The 16,118-nt window shown below is 62.7% G+C and carries 16 protein-coding genes; 7 read left to right on the top strand and 9 right to left on the bottom strand.

Annotation, left to right across the window (positions count from 1 at the left end):
- Positions 1-49: 49 nt before the first annotated feature.
- Complete coding sequence (locus tag ACSV9I_RS07915; RefSeq protein ID WP_438328238.1) at positions 50-637, top strand: DUF1214 domain-containing protein; 588 nt, start codon at positions 50-52, stop codon at positions 635-637.
- Positions 630-1,178, top strand: a complete 549-nt coding sequence (locus ACSV9I_RS07910; protein ID WP_054159581.1) for a DUF1254 domain-containing protein — start codon at positions 630-632, stop codon at positions 1,176-1,178. Before ACSV9I_RS07915 ends, ACSV9I_RS07910 begins: the two co-directional genes overlap by 8 nt.
- Before the next feature lie 133 nt (positions 1,179-1,311).
- On the opposite strand, the gene ACSV9I_RS07905 is transcribed toward ACSV9I_RS07910, so the two are convergent.
- Positions 1,312-1,527 (bottom strand): hypothetical protein, encoded by a 216-nt coding sequence (locus tag ACSV9I_RS07905; protein ID WP_054159582.1) that lies wholly within the window; start codon positions 1,525-1,527, stop codon positions 1,312-1,314.
- Between the two features lie 398 nt (positions 1,528-1,925).
- Here ACSV9I_RS07905 and ACSV9I_RS07900 point away from each other — a divergent pair, with 398 nt between their 5' ends.
- Complete coding sequence (locus ACSV9I_RS07900) at positions 1,926-3,077, top strand: DUF2336 domain-containing protein (RefSeq protein WP_438328544.1); 1,152 nt, start codon at positions 1,926-1,928, stop codon at positions 3,075-3,077.
- A gap of 15 nt (positions 3,078-3,092) precedes the next feature.
- Here ACSV9I_RS07900 and ACSV9I_RS07895 read toward each other — a convergent pair whose 3' ends face one another.
- The 5 genes from ACSV9I_RS07895 to ACSV9I_RS07875 form a co-directional block, all read right to left on the bottom strand.
- Entirely contained in the window at positions 3,093-3,440 is a 348-nt protein-coding gene (locus tag ACSV9I_RS07895; RefSeq protein ID WP_438328237.1) for a DUF1491 family protein, read from the bottom strand.
- Positions 3,441-4,197: 757 nt separating this feature from the next.
- Positions 4,198-4,497: a GIY-YIG nuclease family protein gene (locus ACSV9I_RS07890; protein ID WP_438328236.1), complete on the bottom strand. Its 300-nt coding sequence runs from the start codon at positions 4,495-4,497 to the stop codon at positions 4,198-4,200.
- Between the two features lie 473 nt (positions 4,498-4,970).
- Positions 4,971-6,467 (bottom strand): methyl-accepting chemotaxis protein, encoded by a 1,497-nt coding sequence (locus ACSV9I_RS07885; protein ID WP_438328235.1) that lies wholly within the window; start codon positions 6,465-6,467, stop codon positions 4,971-4,973.
- A gap of 134 nt (positions 6,468-6,601) precedes the next feature.
- The gene (locus tag ACSV9I_RS07880; RefSeq protein WP_438328234.1) at positions 6,602-7,675 is read right to left on the bottom strand and encodes a peptidoglycan-binding domain-containing protein; all 1,074 of its coding nucleotides are present in this window, start codon (positions 7,673-7,675) and stop codon (positions 6,602-6,604) included.
- Positions 7,647-9,164 carry a sensor histidine kinase gene (locus ACSV9I_RS07875; protein ID WP_438328543.1) on the bottom strand — a complete coding sequence of 506 codons (1,518 nt, stop codon included), beginning with the start codon at positions 9,162-9,164 and terminating at the stop codon, positions 7,647-7,649. The genes ACSV9I_RS07880 and ACSV9I_RS07875 overlap by 29 nt, the downstream gene beginning before the upstream one ends.
- A gap of 489 nt (positions 9,165-9,653) precedes the next feature.
- Between ACSV9I_RS07875 and ACSV9I_RS07870 the strand changes: the two genes are divergently transcribed.
- From ACSV9I_RS07870 to ACSV9I_RS07860, 3 genes are all read left to right on the top strand, one after another.
- On the top strand, positions 9,654-10,142 hold the full coding sequence (locus ACSV9I_RS07870) for a DUF5330 domain-containing protein (protein WP_438328233.1): 489 nt from the start codon (positions 9,654-9,656) through the stop codon (positions 10,140-10,142).
- 277 nt (positions 10,143-10,419) lie between these two features.
- Positions 10,420-10,725: a hypothetical protein gene (locus tag ACSV9I_RS07865; RefSeq protein ID WP_438328232.1), complete on the top strand. Its 306-nt coding sequence runs from the start codon at positions 10,420-10,422 to the stop codon at positions 10,723-10,725.
- Between the two features lie 267 nt (positions 10,726-10,992).
- Positions 10,993-13,230 (top strand): hypothetical protein, encoded by a 2,238-nt coding sequence (locus ACSV9I_RS07860; RefSeq protein ID WP_438328231.1) that lies wholly within the window; start codon positions 10,993-10,995, stop codon positions 13,228-13,230.
- 67 nt (positions 13,231-13,297) lie between these two features.
- Here ACSV9I_RS07860 and ACSV9I_RS07855 read toward each other — a convergent pair whose 3' ends face one another.
- Positions 13,298-13,882 (bottom strand): class I SAM-dependent methyltransferase, encoded by a 585-nt coding sequence (locus tag ACSV9I_RS07855; RefSeq protein WP_438328229.1) that lies wholly within the window; start codon positions 13,880-13,882, stop codon positions 13,298-13,300.
- A 238-nt stretch (positions 13,883-14,120) separates the two neighbouring features.
- On the opposite strand from ACSV9I_RS07855, the gene ACSV9I_RS07850 reads away from it, so the two are divergent.
- A complete protein-coding gene (locus tag ACSV9I_RS07850) occupies positions 14,121-14,537 on the top strand; it encodes a SufE family protein (RefSeq protein ID WP_438328227.1) in 417 nt (138 codons plus the stop codon).
- Positions 14,538-14,541: 4 nt separating this feature from the next.
- On the opposite strand, the gene ACSV9I_RS07845 is transcribed toward ACSV9I_RS07850, so the two are convergent.
- Together ACSV9I_RS07845 and ACSV9I_RS07840 are read right to left on the bottom strand one after the other, a co-directional pair.
- A complete protein-coding gene (locus ACSV9I_RS07845; protein ID WP_438328226.1) occupies positions 14,542-15,510 on the bottom strand; it encodes a DUF6456 domain-containing protein in 969 nt (322 codons plus the stop codon).
- 13 nt (positions 15,511-15,523) lie between these two features.
- Positions 15,524-15,823, bottom strand: coding sequence for a helix-turn-helix domain-containing protein (locus ACSV9I_RS07840; protein ID WP_438328225.1), 300 nt, complete (start codon positions 15,821-15,823; stop codon positions 15,524-15,526).
- Positions 15,824-16,118 lie beyond the last annotated feature (295 nt).

Raw genomic sequence — 16,118 nt, 5'->3', positions numbered from 1 at the left:
GTTCCCTGCGGTGATCTGCCGCCTCGTGCCCCCAAGGTTTTGCCAGAGCGTGCTCCGTGTTCCCCTCATCGTCGCCTTCACGCTTCTCGTTGCCTTTGCCGGCGGGATCCTGTCGGCGCTGTCGATGCTGAATGCGTCGGTCGGCTTCGGGGCGATCGATGTGTCGGGGTGGCGGGCCTATCCGGCGGCGCAGACGCTGGCAGCCGATCCCTATGCCAAGGCGCATCGCGCCAAGGCCGGGCTGTTGCTCTATGGCTCGGCCGAGGGGCTGCAGTTTACCGCCACTCAGGATTCCAAGGGGCTGGCCCTCACCGGCACCTGCTCCTACAAGATGAGCGGCCGCACACCGGCGGCCCGTGCCTGGACGCTCTATGCGGCCGATGACAGCGGCCAGCCGCTGACGGCGGGTGCAAACCTTCCGGTGGCGAAGAATTCCCAGACGATCCTCAGGCGCACCGACGGCACCTTCGACATTCTGGTGTCGAGGACGGCGCAGGCGGGCAATTGGCTGGCCATTCCCGATACCGGCTCGTTCCAGCTGGTGCTGACGCTGCTCGACACGCCTGCGGCGGCCTCCACGGGGCTTTCCGGTCTCGACATGCCGGTCATCGATGCGATCGGGTGCGGCAATGAGTAAACTCGTCTATGCGCTCCTGACCGGCATTATCGGGGCGGTGCTCTTGCACATCATCATCATTCTCGGCGTGCCGCTGTTTACCGGCCGGGACGCCTATACGCGGGTGACGGCGGAGGGGCAGCCCTTTGTCTTTCATCCGCTCTCGGCGACCGAGGATGCCGTGGGGCTTTCGAGCCGCAATCCCTATCTCAGACTGGCCGTCTGCCATTTCGACATCGGCACGCAGCCGCTTTCGCTGACGGCAGCCGGTGGCGTCGAATTCTGGTCGATGGCGATCTATGACCGCGATGCGAATGAAGTGTTTTCGATGAATGACCGGACCTCGGTGGCCGGCGATCTCGATGTGCTTCTGGCAACGCCGGTGCAGGTGGCGCAATTGCGCAAGACACCGATTGCCGCCCTGGCCCAGACCATTCTGGTCGAGCATCGCGGCACGACGGGCTATGTGGTGCTGCGCGCCATGGTGCCACAGCCAAGCCTTGAGGCCGAAGCCACGGCCTTTCTGGCCGATGCCGAATGCCTGCCCTTTACCGGGCGCTGAACGGCCTCATCTTTCCGACCGTCAACTGGCGACCCTCAACTGGCGACCCCTCATGGGCAAGGACGCAAGCCTTCCGAGGCCTCGTGACGGCGGCCGGGTGAGCCGGACTTTCGCGTGCCGTCTCAAGCGTCCATCAGGCGGGTGCCGGAAGGGCGGGCAAGGTTGGCAATTCGACGCGGGTCCAGGCGGGTTCAGCGCCCAAGCGCTCGTAACGAATGCCGGTGAAGAGGAGGATCTTGGCCTTTGCACCGGCCTTGGGCTTTGCCCTGGCACCGGTGTCCGGTCCGGCCGAAGACGCAGACCGTCGTGTTTCGCACCGCCGATCGGCGATCCTGATGATATCCGCCATGCTCGTTCTCCTTTCATCAAGAAAGATCGAGAGGGATGAGGGGGTTCATCTCACCCTGCCCCTGTCCCAAGGGGCCCGGCACAGCCCGGTTCATGTCGCGGATGGATGGCCACGGACCGGGATCACTTGCGCCTTTCTCAAACGCTCCCGTTTCATGGATCAGCCCGTGAAACGGGGTATGCACTATCAAGAATATCCGAAGTTTCCGAACTATGTGGCGAATCGCCTGATCTGGCCATCCGCCTTGATCGAGGAAGCCATAGGTTAGTTAACAGCCTGCTAACAATTTCGTTCTAAAGTGAGGCGTATCTGTATTGCGTTGGAGTGCGTGGCTCGTGAGCGAAGAATTCAGGGAACTGGAACGGCCGAGCCGCGCGCGGAACAAGGATGTCGTTCTCATGGCCACGGTCACGAGTTTTCAGGCGCTTTCCCACCCGGCCAAATCCGAGCTTCGCCAATTTGCCGAGCTGTTCCAGCCACTGTTTGCCGGTTCCTCGCTCGAGGCCCGGCGCGACGCGGTGGCGGCCCTTTCGCAAAGCCCCAATCTGCCGCTCTCCATTGCCGCCTTCATCGCCTCGCAACCGATCGCAATTGCCGCGCCCTTCCTCGCCTCTTCGCCCGCCCTTTCCGATGACCTGCTGATCATGATCGCCCGCACGCAAGGGGCAGACCATGCGCGCGCCATCGTCAAGCGCGACAAGCTCTCGCCGACCGTCATCGACACGCTGGTCGGGCTTCGCCACAGCGAGGGCAAGCGCCCCGAGCAGCCGGCAGCCGAGATGGCGCAGGCGACGACATCCGAACCGGCCGGCCGCGCCGCCGCCGCGCCACTGCCGGGCGTTCGCCGGACCGAGATTGTCACACCGGACGGCGCGCAGGCGTCGGTCGACGCCGACCGGCTGGGGCGCGAAGAGGCGCTGCGCCAGACGATCAAGACGCTGGCCAGGCGCGACCTGCCCGAGAGCCAAGACCGGCTGGGCCGCTTTTCGATTGGGGCGGTGCAGGCCGCCCTTCTCGTGCGTTTTGCCCGCAGCCATGAAGGCGGGCTGTTCTGCACGACGCTTGCCGATGTGCTCTCGTCCAGTCGCTGGCTTGCCGAACGCATCCTGATCGACATTTCCGGCCGTCAGCTCGCCACCACGCTGGTCGGCGTCGGCATGGAGACGGCCGATGCCGTGTTCGTTCTGAAGGCCCTTTATCCGCATCTTGCCCGCATGGCGAAACGGGACGATGGCCAGCAGGACGGGGTGGCGGACGGGGCGGCGAACGGGGCGGAAAGCCGCGCCGTGCGGCTGATTGCCGATATCGAGCCCGGCCAGGCGGAGGCCCGCATCGACAGCTGGCTTCGGGCCGACCGCTACACCTTTGGCGAACCGCTCGCCACAGCCGACCGTTTTCCGGCACCGGAGCGGGTGGCGGCCAATGGCGGGAACGTTACCGGCGAGGCCGGCCTGCCGGCATCCTTGTCCGGCCACGGCCCGTCGCATGGCAATCGCCGCCCTGTTGGCGACGACCATGGCCGCCAGGTGCTGCGCGCCCGCAAGCGCTAAGGGCTTCGCGCCGCGTCATTTAGCAGTGGGCGCCAGGTCCAGATAGGTGCCGATCGCATCGACCTCGATTTCGACCAGCCAGAGATCGCTGTCGAACTTCATTTCCCGCGCAATCACATCGGCGACCGCCTCCGGTTCGGCGCGGGATAGCCGCTCCTCGAACAACCGGTCGTCACGCGCCTCAGTCTCAATCATCGCCTGGGGTGCCGGTCCAAACAGCGTTTCCAGCCCATCGCGAAACCGCTGGCGCACAAAGATCGCGCCGGAGGCATCAGCACCCTTGCGCACGACAGCGGCATATCCGCCATCGGCAAAGACGCGGCGGGTGAGAGCAGAGACGAGGATATCGGAACGGATGCGCATGCGGGCTTTGTAGGGCATGCCAGGTGGGAGGGGAAGTGGGGGCCGGGGTGTGGGTGGGCGGGGTGCGGTCGTTGGGTGCAGGGGCCTCGGTCCTTCGAGGCCTGCTTTCGCAGGCACCTCAGGATGAGGGGTGATGTGGGCGGGTGGGGAAGCCGGCGTCATCATCAAGATTGGCCTGCTGCGGAGCATAACGGTTAGCCCCATCTTGAGGTGGGGCGGCTCAGCGGTCGGCTCCTATCCGAAGGTCGCTCGGCACACCGGTCAGCCCTCATCCTGAGGTGGGAGCGCAAGCGACATCAGAAGGACGAGGGCGGGTGGCGGTGCGCGAGCGGCGGGTGGCGGGTGGCGTAAGCCTGGGCATGGCCGGGGCCTCGGTCCTTCGAGGCCTGCTCTCGCAGGCGCCTCAGGATGAGGGGGGATGTGGGCGGGTGGGGAAGCCGGCGTCATCATCAAGATTGGCCCGCGGCGGAGCATACCGGTTGGCCCCATCTTGAGGTGGGGCGGCTCAACGGTCGGCTCTTATCCGGAGGTCGCTCGGCACACCGGTCAGCCCTCATCCTGAGGTGGGAGCGCAAGCGACATCAGAAGGACGAGGGCGGGTGGCTTGCAGGGTTGGCTGACGCTGGAAAAGGCGGGATAGCTGTGGCCTCGGTCCTTCGAGGCCTGCTTTCGCAGGCGCCTCAGGATGAGGGGTGATGTGGGCGGGTGGGGAAAGTGTTGGCGGGGTGGGCAAGAAGCGGGTGGGGCTCGACCGGGTTCAATCGATCCTCTTTACAGGTCCCCGCCGCGAAAGGTCAGGAAGCGCCTCATAGGCATAGGCGATCAGCGCCTCCTTCTTGGCGCGATTCCAGCCTTTAATCTGCCGCTCGCGCGCAATCGCGTCCAGGATCCGGTCGTAGACCTCCGTGAAGACAAGCTCCACCGGTCGTCGTTGCGCCGTGTAACCATCGAAGGCCCCTGCATTGTGTTCCCACATTCTGGCTTCGATCGATTGCTTGGTGAGCCCCGTATAATACGATCCGTCGCGGCATCGCAGGATGTACACCGTCACTTCCATGGTACCCCCTTCTGCAATCATTGCGTGAGATTGATCGGAAAGCAATGAGGGTCGTTTTGGGTCTTTTCGCCGGGTGAGTGCCGGGGCCTCGATCCTTCGAGGCCTGCTTTCGCAGGCACCTCAGGATGAGGGGTGATGTAGGCGCGTGGCGTCCGCCAGCGCGGAGCGAAACCTTGGCTGGCGAGCGAGGCACGCCGGTCAGCCCTCATCCTGAGGTGGGAGCGACAGCGACATCAGAAGGACGTGGGCCGGTGGCATTCGGGGCTGGCGGTGCGCGAGCGGCAGGTAGCAGGTGGCGTAAGCCTGGGCATGGTATGGCCTCGCTCCTTCGACGCCTGCTGGCGCAGGCACCTCAGGATGAGGGGTGATGTGGGCGCGATCCTGCACACCTCACACCGTCAGCCATGATCCCTTGCCTCACCCCTCATACGTCGCCCCTCACCCCGTCAGCCTTTTCACTTGCCGATCCTCCCTCACACCTTCACCGCCAGCCGCAGGCCACCCCAGTGGCGGCCGTTGATGGTGATGGGGGCGGAGATGTCTTTCATCAGGACGAAATTGCCGCCGCCCATGTCGCGGCGGTAGGTCTGGACGAGGAAGGGGGCGGTGGAGCGGCCGGCGGCGAGGCCGACGCGGTCGTTGAAGATGCGGCGGTTGCGGCAGTTGGCGGTGTTCCACACCGTATCGCCGGGGCGCTGGGGACTTGAGAATTTCCGGTTATGGGTCGGCAGGTAGCCATTGTTGTCGACCGCCGCGCAAAAGCCGATGCGGTCGGAACTGGTGGCCACAGGTTCGAGAATGGCGGGCAAGACCTGGTCGGTGAAATCGGTGAAGCCGGTCATCATCTGCACCGGATCGGTGCCCGGGATCGGGCGGTACTGGCGGTCGAAAAGATCGGCCATGCGGATGCGGCCGGTCTCGACGGCGCGCTCAAAGGTTTCGGAAATCCTGGCGGCGACCGAGACGGCGGTGTCGATCCAGTCGCTGTCGACGGTGCGAATGCCGGCGCTGGCGGTCAGCTGGACCAGCGTTTCCGACAGGCCGACGACCTTGTCGATGCGGGCGGCTGTTTCCTGCAGCTGGTGATCGGACTGGCGCACTTCGCCGGACATGGCATTCAGCGTCACGACGAATTGCGCGCATTGGCGGTCAACCGTCTCGGTGGTGCCGGAGATCGACGAGGAGCTGTCGAGGATGCGGGTGATCACCTGCTCCATGGCGCTGAAGGACTGGTTCATCGCCTGCGAGGTCTGGCGCACATCGCGGGCGCTTTCCGTCGCTCCGCGGCCGGCTTCCGTCAGGCGGGAGATCTTCTGGCGCAGTTCATTCAGCGTCTGCTGGATGGCGCCGGTGGCCTGCGAGGTCTGCAGCGCCAGCGCCCGGACCTCCGCTGCGACGACGGCAAAACCCTTGCCGGCCTCCCCTGCCCGCGCCGCTTCGATCGCCGCATTGAGGGCGAGAAGATTGGTCTGGCGGGCAATGGTGCCGATCTCCTCGGCGACCTTGTCGACCTCGGACAGCGAGCGGGCAAAGGTGCCGATCTCCGTGCCGATTTCCTCCGATGTCGAGACCATGTGATCGATCTTGCCGACGGCGCCGGTCAGGCGCGTGGCGCTGTCGCCCAACATGCGGCGGGCTTCGCCCGCGGTCTCATCCGTCTCGCGCAGGGCCGCGGCCACGGTGCGGTTGTTTTCGGAAATGGTGATTGCGGTGCGGGTGATTTCATCAAACGTGCTGGCATGGCTGCGCGAGACCTGCGCCACATCCTGGATCGCGCCGCCGATATCGACAATATCGATGCCGAGGCTGGAGGCCTCCTTCGCCAGGCGCTGGACAATGTCGCGCAGCGCGGCAGCATCGACTTCCGATGGCGCCGGGGACCGTTCAACCGTGTGATCCGGGACTTGCGGCGCCAGCGGGGCATGGCCCCGATCCCGGTCATCCGCCACATGATGCAAGGCGACGTTCATGAGCATCCTCCTGATGCCAAGTCGCGACAATAGGACCCTAGAGTCGCGCTTCGGCATTACCCAATCGGGGATGGTAGGCGCGCATGCTTAAAGAAGCATTTATTATGCAAAGCTAAAAAACAGTAAACCGGAGGTCACAAGGCGCCGATGTCGCGGAGCTTCTTGAGCACGGCCTGGCTGGGTTCGCCGGTGATCGGCAGCTGGTAGTGGCGCTCGAAACGGCGGATGGCGGTGCGCGTTTCCTCGCCCGGCATGCCATCGATGGTGACATCCTTATAGGCCATGTTGGACAGACCGCGCTGGATTTCCATGACGAGGCCCGGATCGTAACTGGCCTGGCTGATCGGCGGCGTCTCAGCGGGGGCGGATGCCTCCCCCGTGACGGCCCGTGGCGGCACGGGCGCGGCCACCAGGGCAGCCGACGGCTTGGCGTCGGCCGGGGCAGCGGCAGTGGCGGCGGCAGGCTGCACGGCGGCGGCGGGCTTGGGCTCGGCGCTTGCCTTGGGCTCGGCGATCGACTTCGGCTCGGCGGTGACCGGGCGTCGGGGCGGATTGGTGACGATCGTCGTCTGTGCCTTGCGGATGGCGGCGGCCACCGGATCCGTGTCGGCTTCAAGACCGGTGAGATCGGACGGGCGCTGGGCGGGGACTGCGGCGGTAAAGCCCGTCTCGAGCTCCAGTGCTGCCATCAGTTCCGGGCTGACGAGGCCGTTTGCTTCCATGCCGGCGGATTTCTGGAAGAGCGCAATGGCGGTTTCGGTGCGCGGGCCAATCACGCCATCCGGCTCGCCATCATAAAGGCCGCGTGCGATGAGGGCCGCCTGGACGCGGCGGATGACTTCCGCCGTCTGATCGGCTGCGGCTGGCAGTGCTTCGGCCTCCCCCTCGCCTTCACGCTCGATGCGGAAGGTGGTGACATTGGCCGGATCATGTTCGGTGAGCAGCGTGCTTTTCTGGGCACCGGCCAGGGCGGTGAAATCGCCGGCGTCACGGGTGCGCAGGAAGGGCGACGGATGCTGGCCGGGCTGATACCACAGGGCATTGGCGGCGACCGTGCCGAAGACGACGCCGAAGGTGGCGACGCCGCCAACGAGACGCGGATAACGAAGGGCAAGACGCCAAAGCGCGCCGCCGGCGGCCAAAACGAGGCCGAGAAGCCGGCTCCTGGCCGGCGTCTTCTCAGGCGATTTTCGCTTTCGCTTCGTCATTCCCGTCCGTTTTCCCGCTCTGGGCTCCCATCATGTCAGTCTTGGCCAGGCGCGGCGGGAACTCGACCATGGTCTCGTCTTCACCGGACAGCTGCACGGCGCCAGAGCCATCGAGCGGCAGGACGATCGTGGCGACCGTGCCTTCCCCCGGGCGGCTGGCGATGGAGAAGGTTCCACCATGCAGGGCCGTCAGTCCCTTTACCAGCGAAAGGCCGAGACCGGAACCCTCATAGTTTCGGTTGAGATCATTCTGAATTTGCGTGAAGGGACGACCGAGCATGGCAATCTTGTCAGCCGGGATGCCGATGCCGGTATCGCTGACAGACAGCACGACATTGGCGCCCTGGCGGGTGGCATCGATGGTGACGACGCCGCCTTCCTCGGTGAACTTGATGGCATTGCCGACGAGGTTGATCAGGATCTGGCGCAGCGCCCGCTCGTCGGCGACGATATCGCCCAGACCACGCGACAGGCGGCTGGTGAGCTTGACGCCCTTTTCGGCGGCCTGCAGCGACAGCATGCGTTCGCAGGCGATGACGGCGCCATCGACCTCGAAACGCTCGAGCTGGAGTTCGTAGCGGCCGGCCTCGATCTTCGACATGTCGAGCATGGTGTTGACCACCGACAGAAGATGGGCGCCGGACTGGCGGATCAGCTGGACATATTCGCGCTGGCGATCGGTTTCGAGCTTGCCGAAATATTCGCCGGCGAGAATGTCGGAAAAGCCGAGAATGGCATTGAGCGGCGTGCGCAGCTCATGGCTGACGGCGGCGAGAAACCGGCTCTTGGTCTCATGCGCATCGATCGCCTCATGCTCCTTCTGGCGCATGGCATCGCGCATCTTCAACTCGCTCTCGATGTCGAGGATCTGCGCCTGGACAGCCTGGAGCGCGCCATCGTCGCGGCGGATTGCCGTCATGTCCATGCGGACATTGAGGAACTGGGTCTGGGTCAGGCCGAGCACCGGACGATCGAGACGCAGGTCGATGACGACGGCATCCGCCCCCTGGCGCAGGGCATCAAGGCTCTGGGCAAAGGCAAGGCGATCGGAGACATGGACATGTTCGACGAAGGGGCGCAGCAGCGGCTCGCGCAGGAAGGCCAGATAGATCTCGCGATCCCGGCCGCCGGCGGCGCGCACCATGCCGGTGTGGTCGAGCGTCAGGAAGAGGCCCGGGCAGGCTTCATATCCATGGAAGGGATTGGGCATGTCCGGTTCACCCGCCGGCTTTTCCGGGCCCGTGAGGCGGCGTCCGGCGACAAGCGCGACGCAGGCCAGCATGAAGAGAGCCGAAGCGAGGCCGACACCGAGCGGAAGACCCGCAGCAAGCCCGAAGACGGAGGACAGGAGAGCCGGGAGAAGCACCACGGCCGGAAAGAAGCCGAGCGTCAGGCGACGCAGGATGACGATCTCGCCCTGGTCCATCGAGCGGCCGGCGGCCTGACGCGGCAGGCAGCGTGCTGCAATCCCGTCCAGCAGGGCAGCCATCTCATCCGACATCTTACGCAATACAACCACGCCAGGATTCCGCGACCGGTTCACTTCACATTTCACAGCCGAAGATAGCGCCGGCGCGCTTAAAGAATAGATAAGGCGAGGCTCCGGAAACCGGCGGTTGGGGGGCATCTGACCCGATTCGGGACAGCGAAAAGGGCCTTTGCGGTTTATGGTTAACGGGGCGTAACTGCTGATTTTCCTAGAATTTTAGCGGTCGCGTTAATATTTGACCGAGGAGACGCCGCAGGAAAGCGGTGGATTTCCTGACCTCTGCCACAAATATGCTTAATCGCCAGCGGCAGATTGGCGCCCTGTCGCGCAGAGGTTGAGCGACAGTTTGCATTTTAATCAAATTCGCTTCGAATCCGACCGTCTTTTGAAAATCGATCTTCGCGAATCAGGGCTTAGGTAAAGGGCACAAGTTCGGGGCAAACCCGACGCCATCCGGAACAGACCGGAAAACAGGGTATTGGTGACGACATGTGGTTTCTGATCAAGGGAACGTTCTATTGCACGGTGACGCTGGTGGCGCTCTCGTTCCTGGCAGCGCCGCCGCACGAAGAGGAAGACGGCGGTTCGCGGCTGGAAATCGGCGATGCGTTTACCGCCGCTACCGGCGCCTATGAGTATGTCGCCTCGCTCTGCGTCGAGCGGCCCGAGGTCTGCGAAAAGGGCATGGAAACCTTCCAGGCGATCGGCCAGCGGGCCCGCGAAGGCGCGCTGGTTGCCTATCAGATCCTCGACAAGCAGTTCACCGACACGGAAGAGAGCGAGCGCGCGACGGCAGACGCCCGTCCGCTCAGCGCTCCTGAAACGGACAAGGGCGTGGTCGAGATTGTCAAGCCGAAGGTGACGCCGGCAGTGGCTGCCGCTGAATTCGAAGAGCCGATCACGACCGGCACCGTGGTGCCGAGCGCCCGACCGCGCAACCTGCCACAACCCTATCGCAAGCCAAGCCAGACGCCCTGAACGGGTAGCCGAGCCTGACAGACCCGGCCCCTGACTTCAGAGCGGCCATAAAGAGAATTTCCAAGGGCGATCCCCGCCCTTCCCCCCGAGCTTGCATCCGGCTGGCCATAGCCGGATGCCTGTCTGCCTGTCCCAAACTGCTGATCGGCCTATGCCGGGCCGCGAGGAGCAATCCTCGCGGCGTTTTTTTTGGGGTGTGTTTCGCGCATCGCCCGCTGCGGTTGTGACGCTTGCAGTTTCGCGCTAGATTTCAACGATGATGCCGGGATCTGGGATGATGACAACGGAATCTGTGAGCCTCGACTTTCTTGCGCGACAGGCGAAGACGAGGATCGATGAAATGCGGCCGATGCGCAAAGATCTCGGTGACGTCCTGCGCCTCGTCAACGGCGTATATGACCTGACCCGGCGCCCCGAGCGCCGGCAGGTTGAATTGCGTGACGACCTTGAACTCACGATCAAGATGGAACTCGGCGGCGCGCTTGGCAACATTCAGACCTCGCTCGAGGCTACGCTTGCGCGGATCGAGACCTCCGTTGCCGACCTCGGACACCGCGTTTCTGATCTTGAACACAAGCCTTGAGGTTATAGTGGAAGCAAGCAGGCCCTTCGGCGCCCCCGTTGCGCTTGCGCTTCGAACTGCCGATCGGTTTCGCCCCCCACCAGCGAAGCCTCTTTTGGGATGAAAACGGATTATCACCTGCCTTTGCATTTCGAAATTTTACTGCTTCCCATTTTTCGAGCCATACCAACCATCCTCTCAAACTCCGTCAGCGCAAGGCGGACCAATTCACTTTTCTCCTTCAGGTTTTTTCAACTCCATGACACCAAACCTTCTTAAGTGCCGACTATGACTGTTCCACCGTTTGGGCGCCATAAATCCAGGCCGTTGGTCGGCTGGTGGTCAATGCATGAAGATCGAGAAGCCCTCATTCGACGTGACGGCGCGTCCGTTCGCTTTCTCGGCTTTTTTGACCAAGATGCGTTGGCTCCAGAGGAATTCGAGACCGGTCGCCGCTGGATGCGCTTCGAAGCGAACGATACCAAGCGCTGCATGCAAGTCTCAGTTCAATGGCGCGACGTTTTCAGTCCCTCACGGCAGCGCTCCCTCATCTGGCGCCTCGATTATGCCCGGTCATTCAAAGCTTCAGATCTCGCTGAATTGGGACACAATGAGTGGGTCGCGTTTGACCGGTTCATTTGCGACGCATTGACTTGCTGGCCGGAAAGAGAGGCAACAGGTCTCCGCCCAAGTCTGCTTGCCGTCACTGGCGGCTGGCACGAAGGGAGATGGCAGGACAAATACTACCGAACCTTTGAAATGGCTTTTCTGCGAAGTGCCGCGGATGTTGATCTGGGCAGCGTGCCGGTGGTTGTTGATCGGATAGAGGACGCCCGCGAGTGGCACTTTGTCCCCCCAACCCAGATTGTCACTGCAGAAGATATCCTCGACACCCAGGAGACGCTGTCTGACGCAGCGCGGGACGACCTGCGGGCACTGGTCACCAAGCTCTTGCCAAGTCGTCCTCACTTGCGATCCGGTGACCGCTTCTTCTTCCCGCTATTTCCGGGTCGATTCCGCAGGTCGCCCTGGGTGTACATGGACGATGAGATCATTACCGACTGCATCACCCTCAGTACCGACGAGCCAGACTGGTACCTGAATGTTGAGAATGGTCGCGACAGTGTCATTGGAGCCATCTCTCGAAACATGGGGACATCAAACAGCCTTGAGTATGCCCCCAGGAGCGGCCACGGCAGGAAGATGCCGGTGAAACTTTCCAGAAACTTTCTGGAACGCTTTCAGGAACTTTGCAGAAACGGGATATGGCTATGGGAGGACACATACATCCACTCCTCCCATCCCGCATTCGATAGTCACGGCCGCTCAAACGCGATTCACATCCCAAAGCCTGAATGGATTCGCATCGATGGAATCATTTCCGTTGCCGGAACGGACAGGACCAAGAGGCTTCAGGTCGCGACAACGCTGGAGCGAGACAGCTTCAACGCTGAGGAGATGTCGTATGCCTTCCGCGAGGACACTTTTGTTTCACGAATCGCCCTTTCGGAGCTGTTCGAGTTTCATCCAGTTTCACGATGCCTGACAGATCGAGCGTCGGGACAGCGGCTCGAATTACATGAGATTATTTCGGGCAACAGAAACGTAACAGATCAATGCGCAGGAATTTATCGCTACCGGGACGGCGACACTGACTATTTTTTCAACGTGACCAGAGAAAATCGCCGCAAAAACTATGTAGCGGGAATATGGATCGTCGATCACAATTCATCACGCTTGAAAAAGCAACAATCCAAGGGCCAATCAATATCAAACGAAATGTGGTATAGAATGGCAAACTTCATCAGGGATGCCATTCTCTTCTGGCCGGATGACACAATTTTTGGCGCGAGCCCTTCCTCAGTTGTTGAAACTGGCGGTGTATTTCAAGGACGCTGGGAAGCAAGGTTGCGCCGTCAGCAATCCTACGGTCTAAACACATTCGAACCGGATCGATCCGACTGCAAGTTTGCGGACGCGTCAGCCTTGCTTCATCCATGGAAGATATTTGAGCCTGCGACTGATACCACAATCATCAGTGATAAAATCAAGAGGGCGATCAGCAAGGCAGAGAGTGGCGTTTTAGATCCTTTGAGCAGACCCTCTGCAAAACCATTGAGTTGCCTAAGGCTGGATGGCCGGGCGATATTGCATCATTGCGGCTGGAAGTCTTTGCACGCTCCGCCAGACGGCGACATCTACCAAGTGCCCATCTTCGAATATGTGGATGACGATGTAACAGCCAGGTGGTATCCACGCCTTCCGGGTCGCTTTGAGACAGCGTCAGTTGCAGTCATCGCGGTTGATCCGCTCTCTGCATTTCAAGGAGAGCTTGAACCCATCCCCCCCTCCCACTCTGACCCAACACCCAGTTGGTATCCGAACAGGGAGGTTTGGCTTCGCCTTGTTTCGGCATTGGAAGCGCAACTCGATTATCAAACCGGAAGCCTCGAAATCAAAGGGCTTTTCACAAGCCATGGCTATGACAGTCACGCAGTACGTAACACTTGGCTTGAGGAACTCTGACGGCCGTGTGCTCCCATGCTTCAGACGGAAGAGATGGATCCAGTCTTGTTACGGCCCCGTACAGACGTCATTTCACCGCCGTGATCGCAACCCAATCCGTCGGCTTGCGGTCATAGGCACTGCCTGTCCAGGCCTCGGCTTCCATCTTTCGCCACGGTGCGGCGGCTTGCCAGAGGGACATGAGTTCGTCCTGCTGGAGATAATTGTAAGAGCGGCCAAGGGCATCGGACGCTTCTTCGGACCCTGCCTTGAAACTGGCCCAGACGACGGCATTGGCCGTCATCGCGCGGTAAATTTTCTTGATGACCTCGCAAAGGTCTTGCCGTGGGACGTGCGTGAGGGACGCGCAGGCGTAAACGCCATCATAAGCATCCTCGGCATCCAATTCATGGAACAGCATGGTCCTGACGGGTTGCCCGATGCGGCGCGACGCGATGGCTGCCAGTTGCGCTGATCCATCGGTCGCATCGAGCGTGAAGCCGTTTGCGATGATGACGCTGGCATCAACGCCACCGCCCGTCCCCAATTCCAGCACCCTGCCCTCCGGCTTGCACTGGCTGAGGAAGGCGCCCAATCTCGGATTGGGCGTTGCCTTGTTGGCCGCATAGGTCTCGGAATTCGTCTCATAGAAGTTCAGCGTCGTATCGGTCATCGGAATTCGCGCTTTCCAAAACGTGTCCAATATCTGCAAGTGGCACACAACCGCCGCCGAATGCGGGGCATTGCGACGCCTGGCATGGCTGCAACTTAAAATATGCACTTTATAAATTCGAAAGCCCAGGATCGTATTGGAAGAACCGTGTCCCCTCCCCTCATTTCCTCCCTCGCACCCGGTACACAAGCCTCCCCCTCTCCTCTATATGAGGTCCGACAGACAGAATGGGTGCGGCATGGCGACTTTGGATGCGATGATTGATGATTTCGGGTTCCTCGAGGATTGGGAGGACCGGATGCGGTATGTCATCGAGCTTGGCAAGGCTTTGCCGGATCTGCCGGAGGCCGAGAAGCGTGCTGAGAACAAGGTGCAGGGCTGTGCGAGCCAGGTCTGGTTGTCGGTCGAGGCCGGTGACGGGGTCGATCCGGTGATGACGTTTCGCGGCGATAGCGATGCGTTTATCGTGCGCGGGCTGGTTGCCATCGTGCTGGCCGCCTATTCGGGCAAAAAGGCCTCCGAGGTGGTCGCCTTTGATGCGCTCGACCTGTTCAGCCAGATCGGGCTTCTCGAACATCTGACGGCGCAGCGCGCCAATGGGCTGCGCTCGATGATCCAGCGGATTCGCGAAGAGGCGGCGCGGCGGCTGGTTTGAGGGCTTAGCCGCGCTCACTGGCCGGGGCCTCGGCGCCCTCAGCGTCCTCGGCGTTCTCGGTGATTTCAGGGCGATAGCCCTCCTCGCCCCAGTGTCGGGTGCGGGCGGGCTTTTGCGGCGGGGCATAGTGGCGGGCGAGTGCTAACAGCGCGGTGCGCAGCATGAGCTTGGCCGAGCGGGCCGGCCATTGGCACTCGCGCTCCACGATTTCCAGGCCCTTGCCGAAGCAGCAGACATCAAGGGCGACGCCGGCCAGTTCCGGACCCATGGCGGCGATGGCGCGGTTGACGCGGGCACGCGCGGCCAGCCGGCTGTCGGCGAGATCCGGAGCATCCGGCGCCTGGCCCTTGACGCGGGTGGCAAGCCTTGGCTCCCAGGACGCGGTGATGCGGGGCTGCAGGGCGCCGTAGTCGAAATCGGCGGCCAGCCGGTCGCCGGCCAGCACCGCCTCTTCCGGCAGAAAGGCGCGGCCGTCCTTGTCCTTTAGTTTCAACAGCGGATAGAGCGGCGATTCCTGGCGATTGCGGCGCAGCACGCGCCGGCCTTCGGGCGTGGCTTCGGTGATGGTTTCCATCTGCCTATGCTGGGCGGCGAAACTCTCCTCCGGCAGATCGCAGAGCGCGCGGCGCAAATAGGCAGCCGTCTCTGGCGTGGCGGCAATGGTGGAACCGGTCCGGGCAATCAGGCCGCGCGCGGCAAGGCCGGCAAGCAGGCCGGCATCGACGGTGAGATCGGTCATGGTGCCGATGGAAGGGTCACGGCCGAGACGGAGCATGGCGGCAGGTGCGGCGGCGTTGACGCCCTCGCCGGGCCTTGCCTCCGCAGCGGCCTGGCCCATCACCGTGAGCGGGCCGTCGAGCAGCAGCCGCAGCAGGCGGCGGGTCGGCTTCTGGTCGCGAGGCAGCGCTTTCCCCTCCAGCGTTGCGGTCCCTGGGGCTTTTCCTCTGGATGTCTTCTGAATGGTCAGGGTCATGCAGGCACCTCTTTCAAGCGGCAGTGCGGGGAACGAGCAAGTGGACGGCGCTTGCCATGCGCTCGACGGTCGCGACGAAGGCGTCGTAGCCGGGGTCTTCGCGGCGGTGCTCGACCATGCGGCAGGCATGGCCAACCGTGGAGCGCTCGCGCCCGAAGGCGGCCGCCACCTCCTCCATGGAAAGCGCAAAGGCGGTGTGGCAGACATACATGGCGATCTGGCGGACATGGCTCGTTGCGCGCCGCCGATTGCCGCCCTCGGCCTCGATGCCGATGGCCTCCAGCAATTCCTGGGTTAGCTGGCGGAGGATCATACAGAGCAGACGATGCTCAAGGGAGGGCGGCGGCGTTTGTGACCTGCCTGAGCCCGGGGCGTCCGTGGGGGTTGGGGGAGCGATGGGCCGGAGCGTATAGCGGGGGGATGTGGCAGTCTGCATGGCGACCTCGCGATATAGGATTTTCTTCCTACACGATAACAGAAGTCGGAAGGCTGGAAACCCTCAATTTGCGGGGGATCGTGCGGAACGGCCATGCAAGAAGTCATCCCCCCCAATGCGGGTCCGCACTCAGGGAAATAATCCTATGCTGCGGACACGAAAAAGGCCGGGT

Source organism: Rhizobium sp. G187, assembly GCF_051549525.1.
Classification (GTDB): Bacteria; Pseudomonadota; Alphaproteobacteria; order Rhizobiales; family Rhizobiaceae; genus Allorhizobium.
This window is presented reverse-complemented; position numbering and strand designations above follow the sequence as displayed.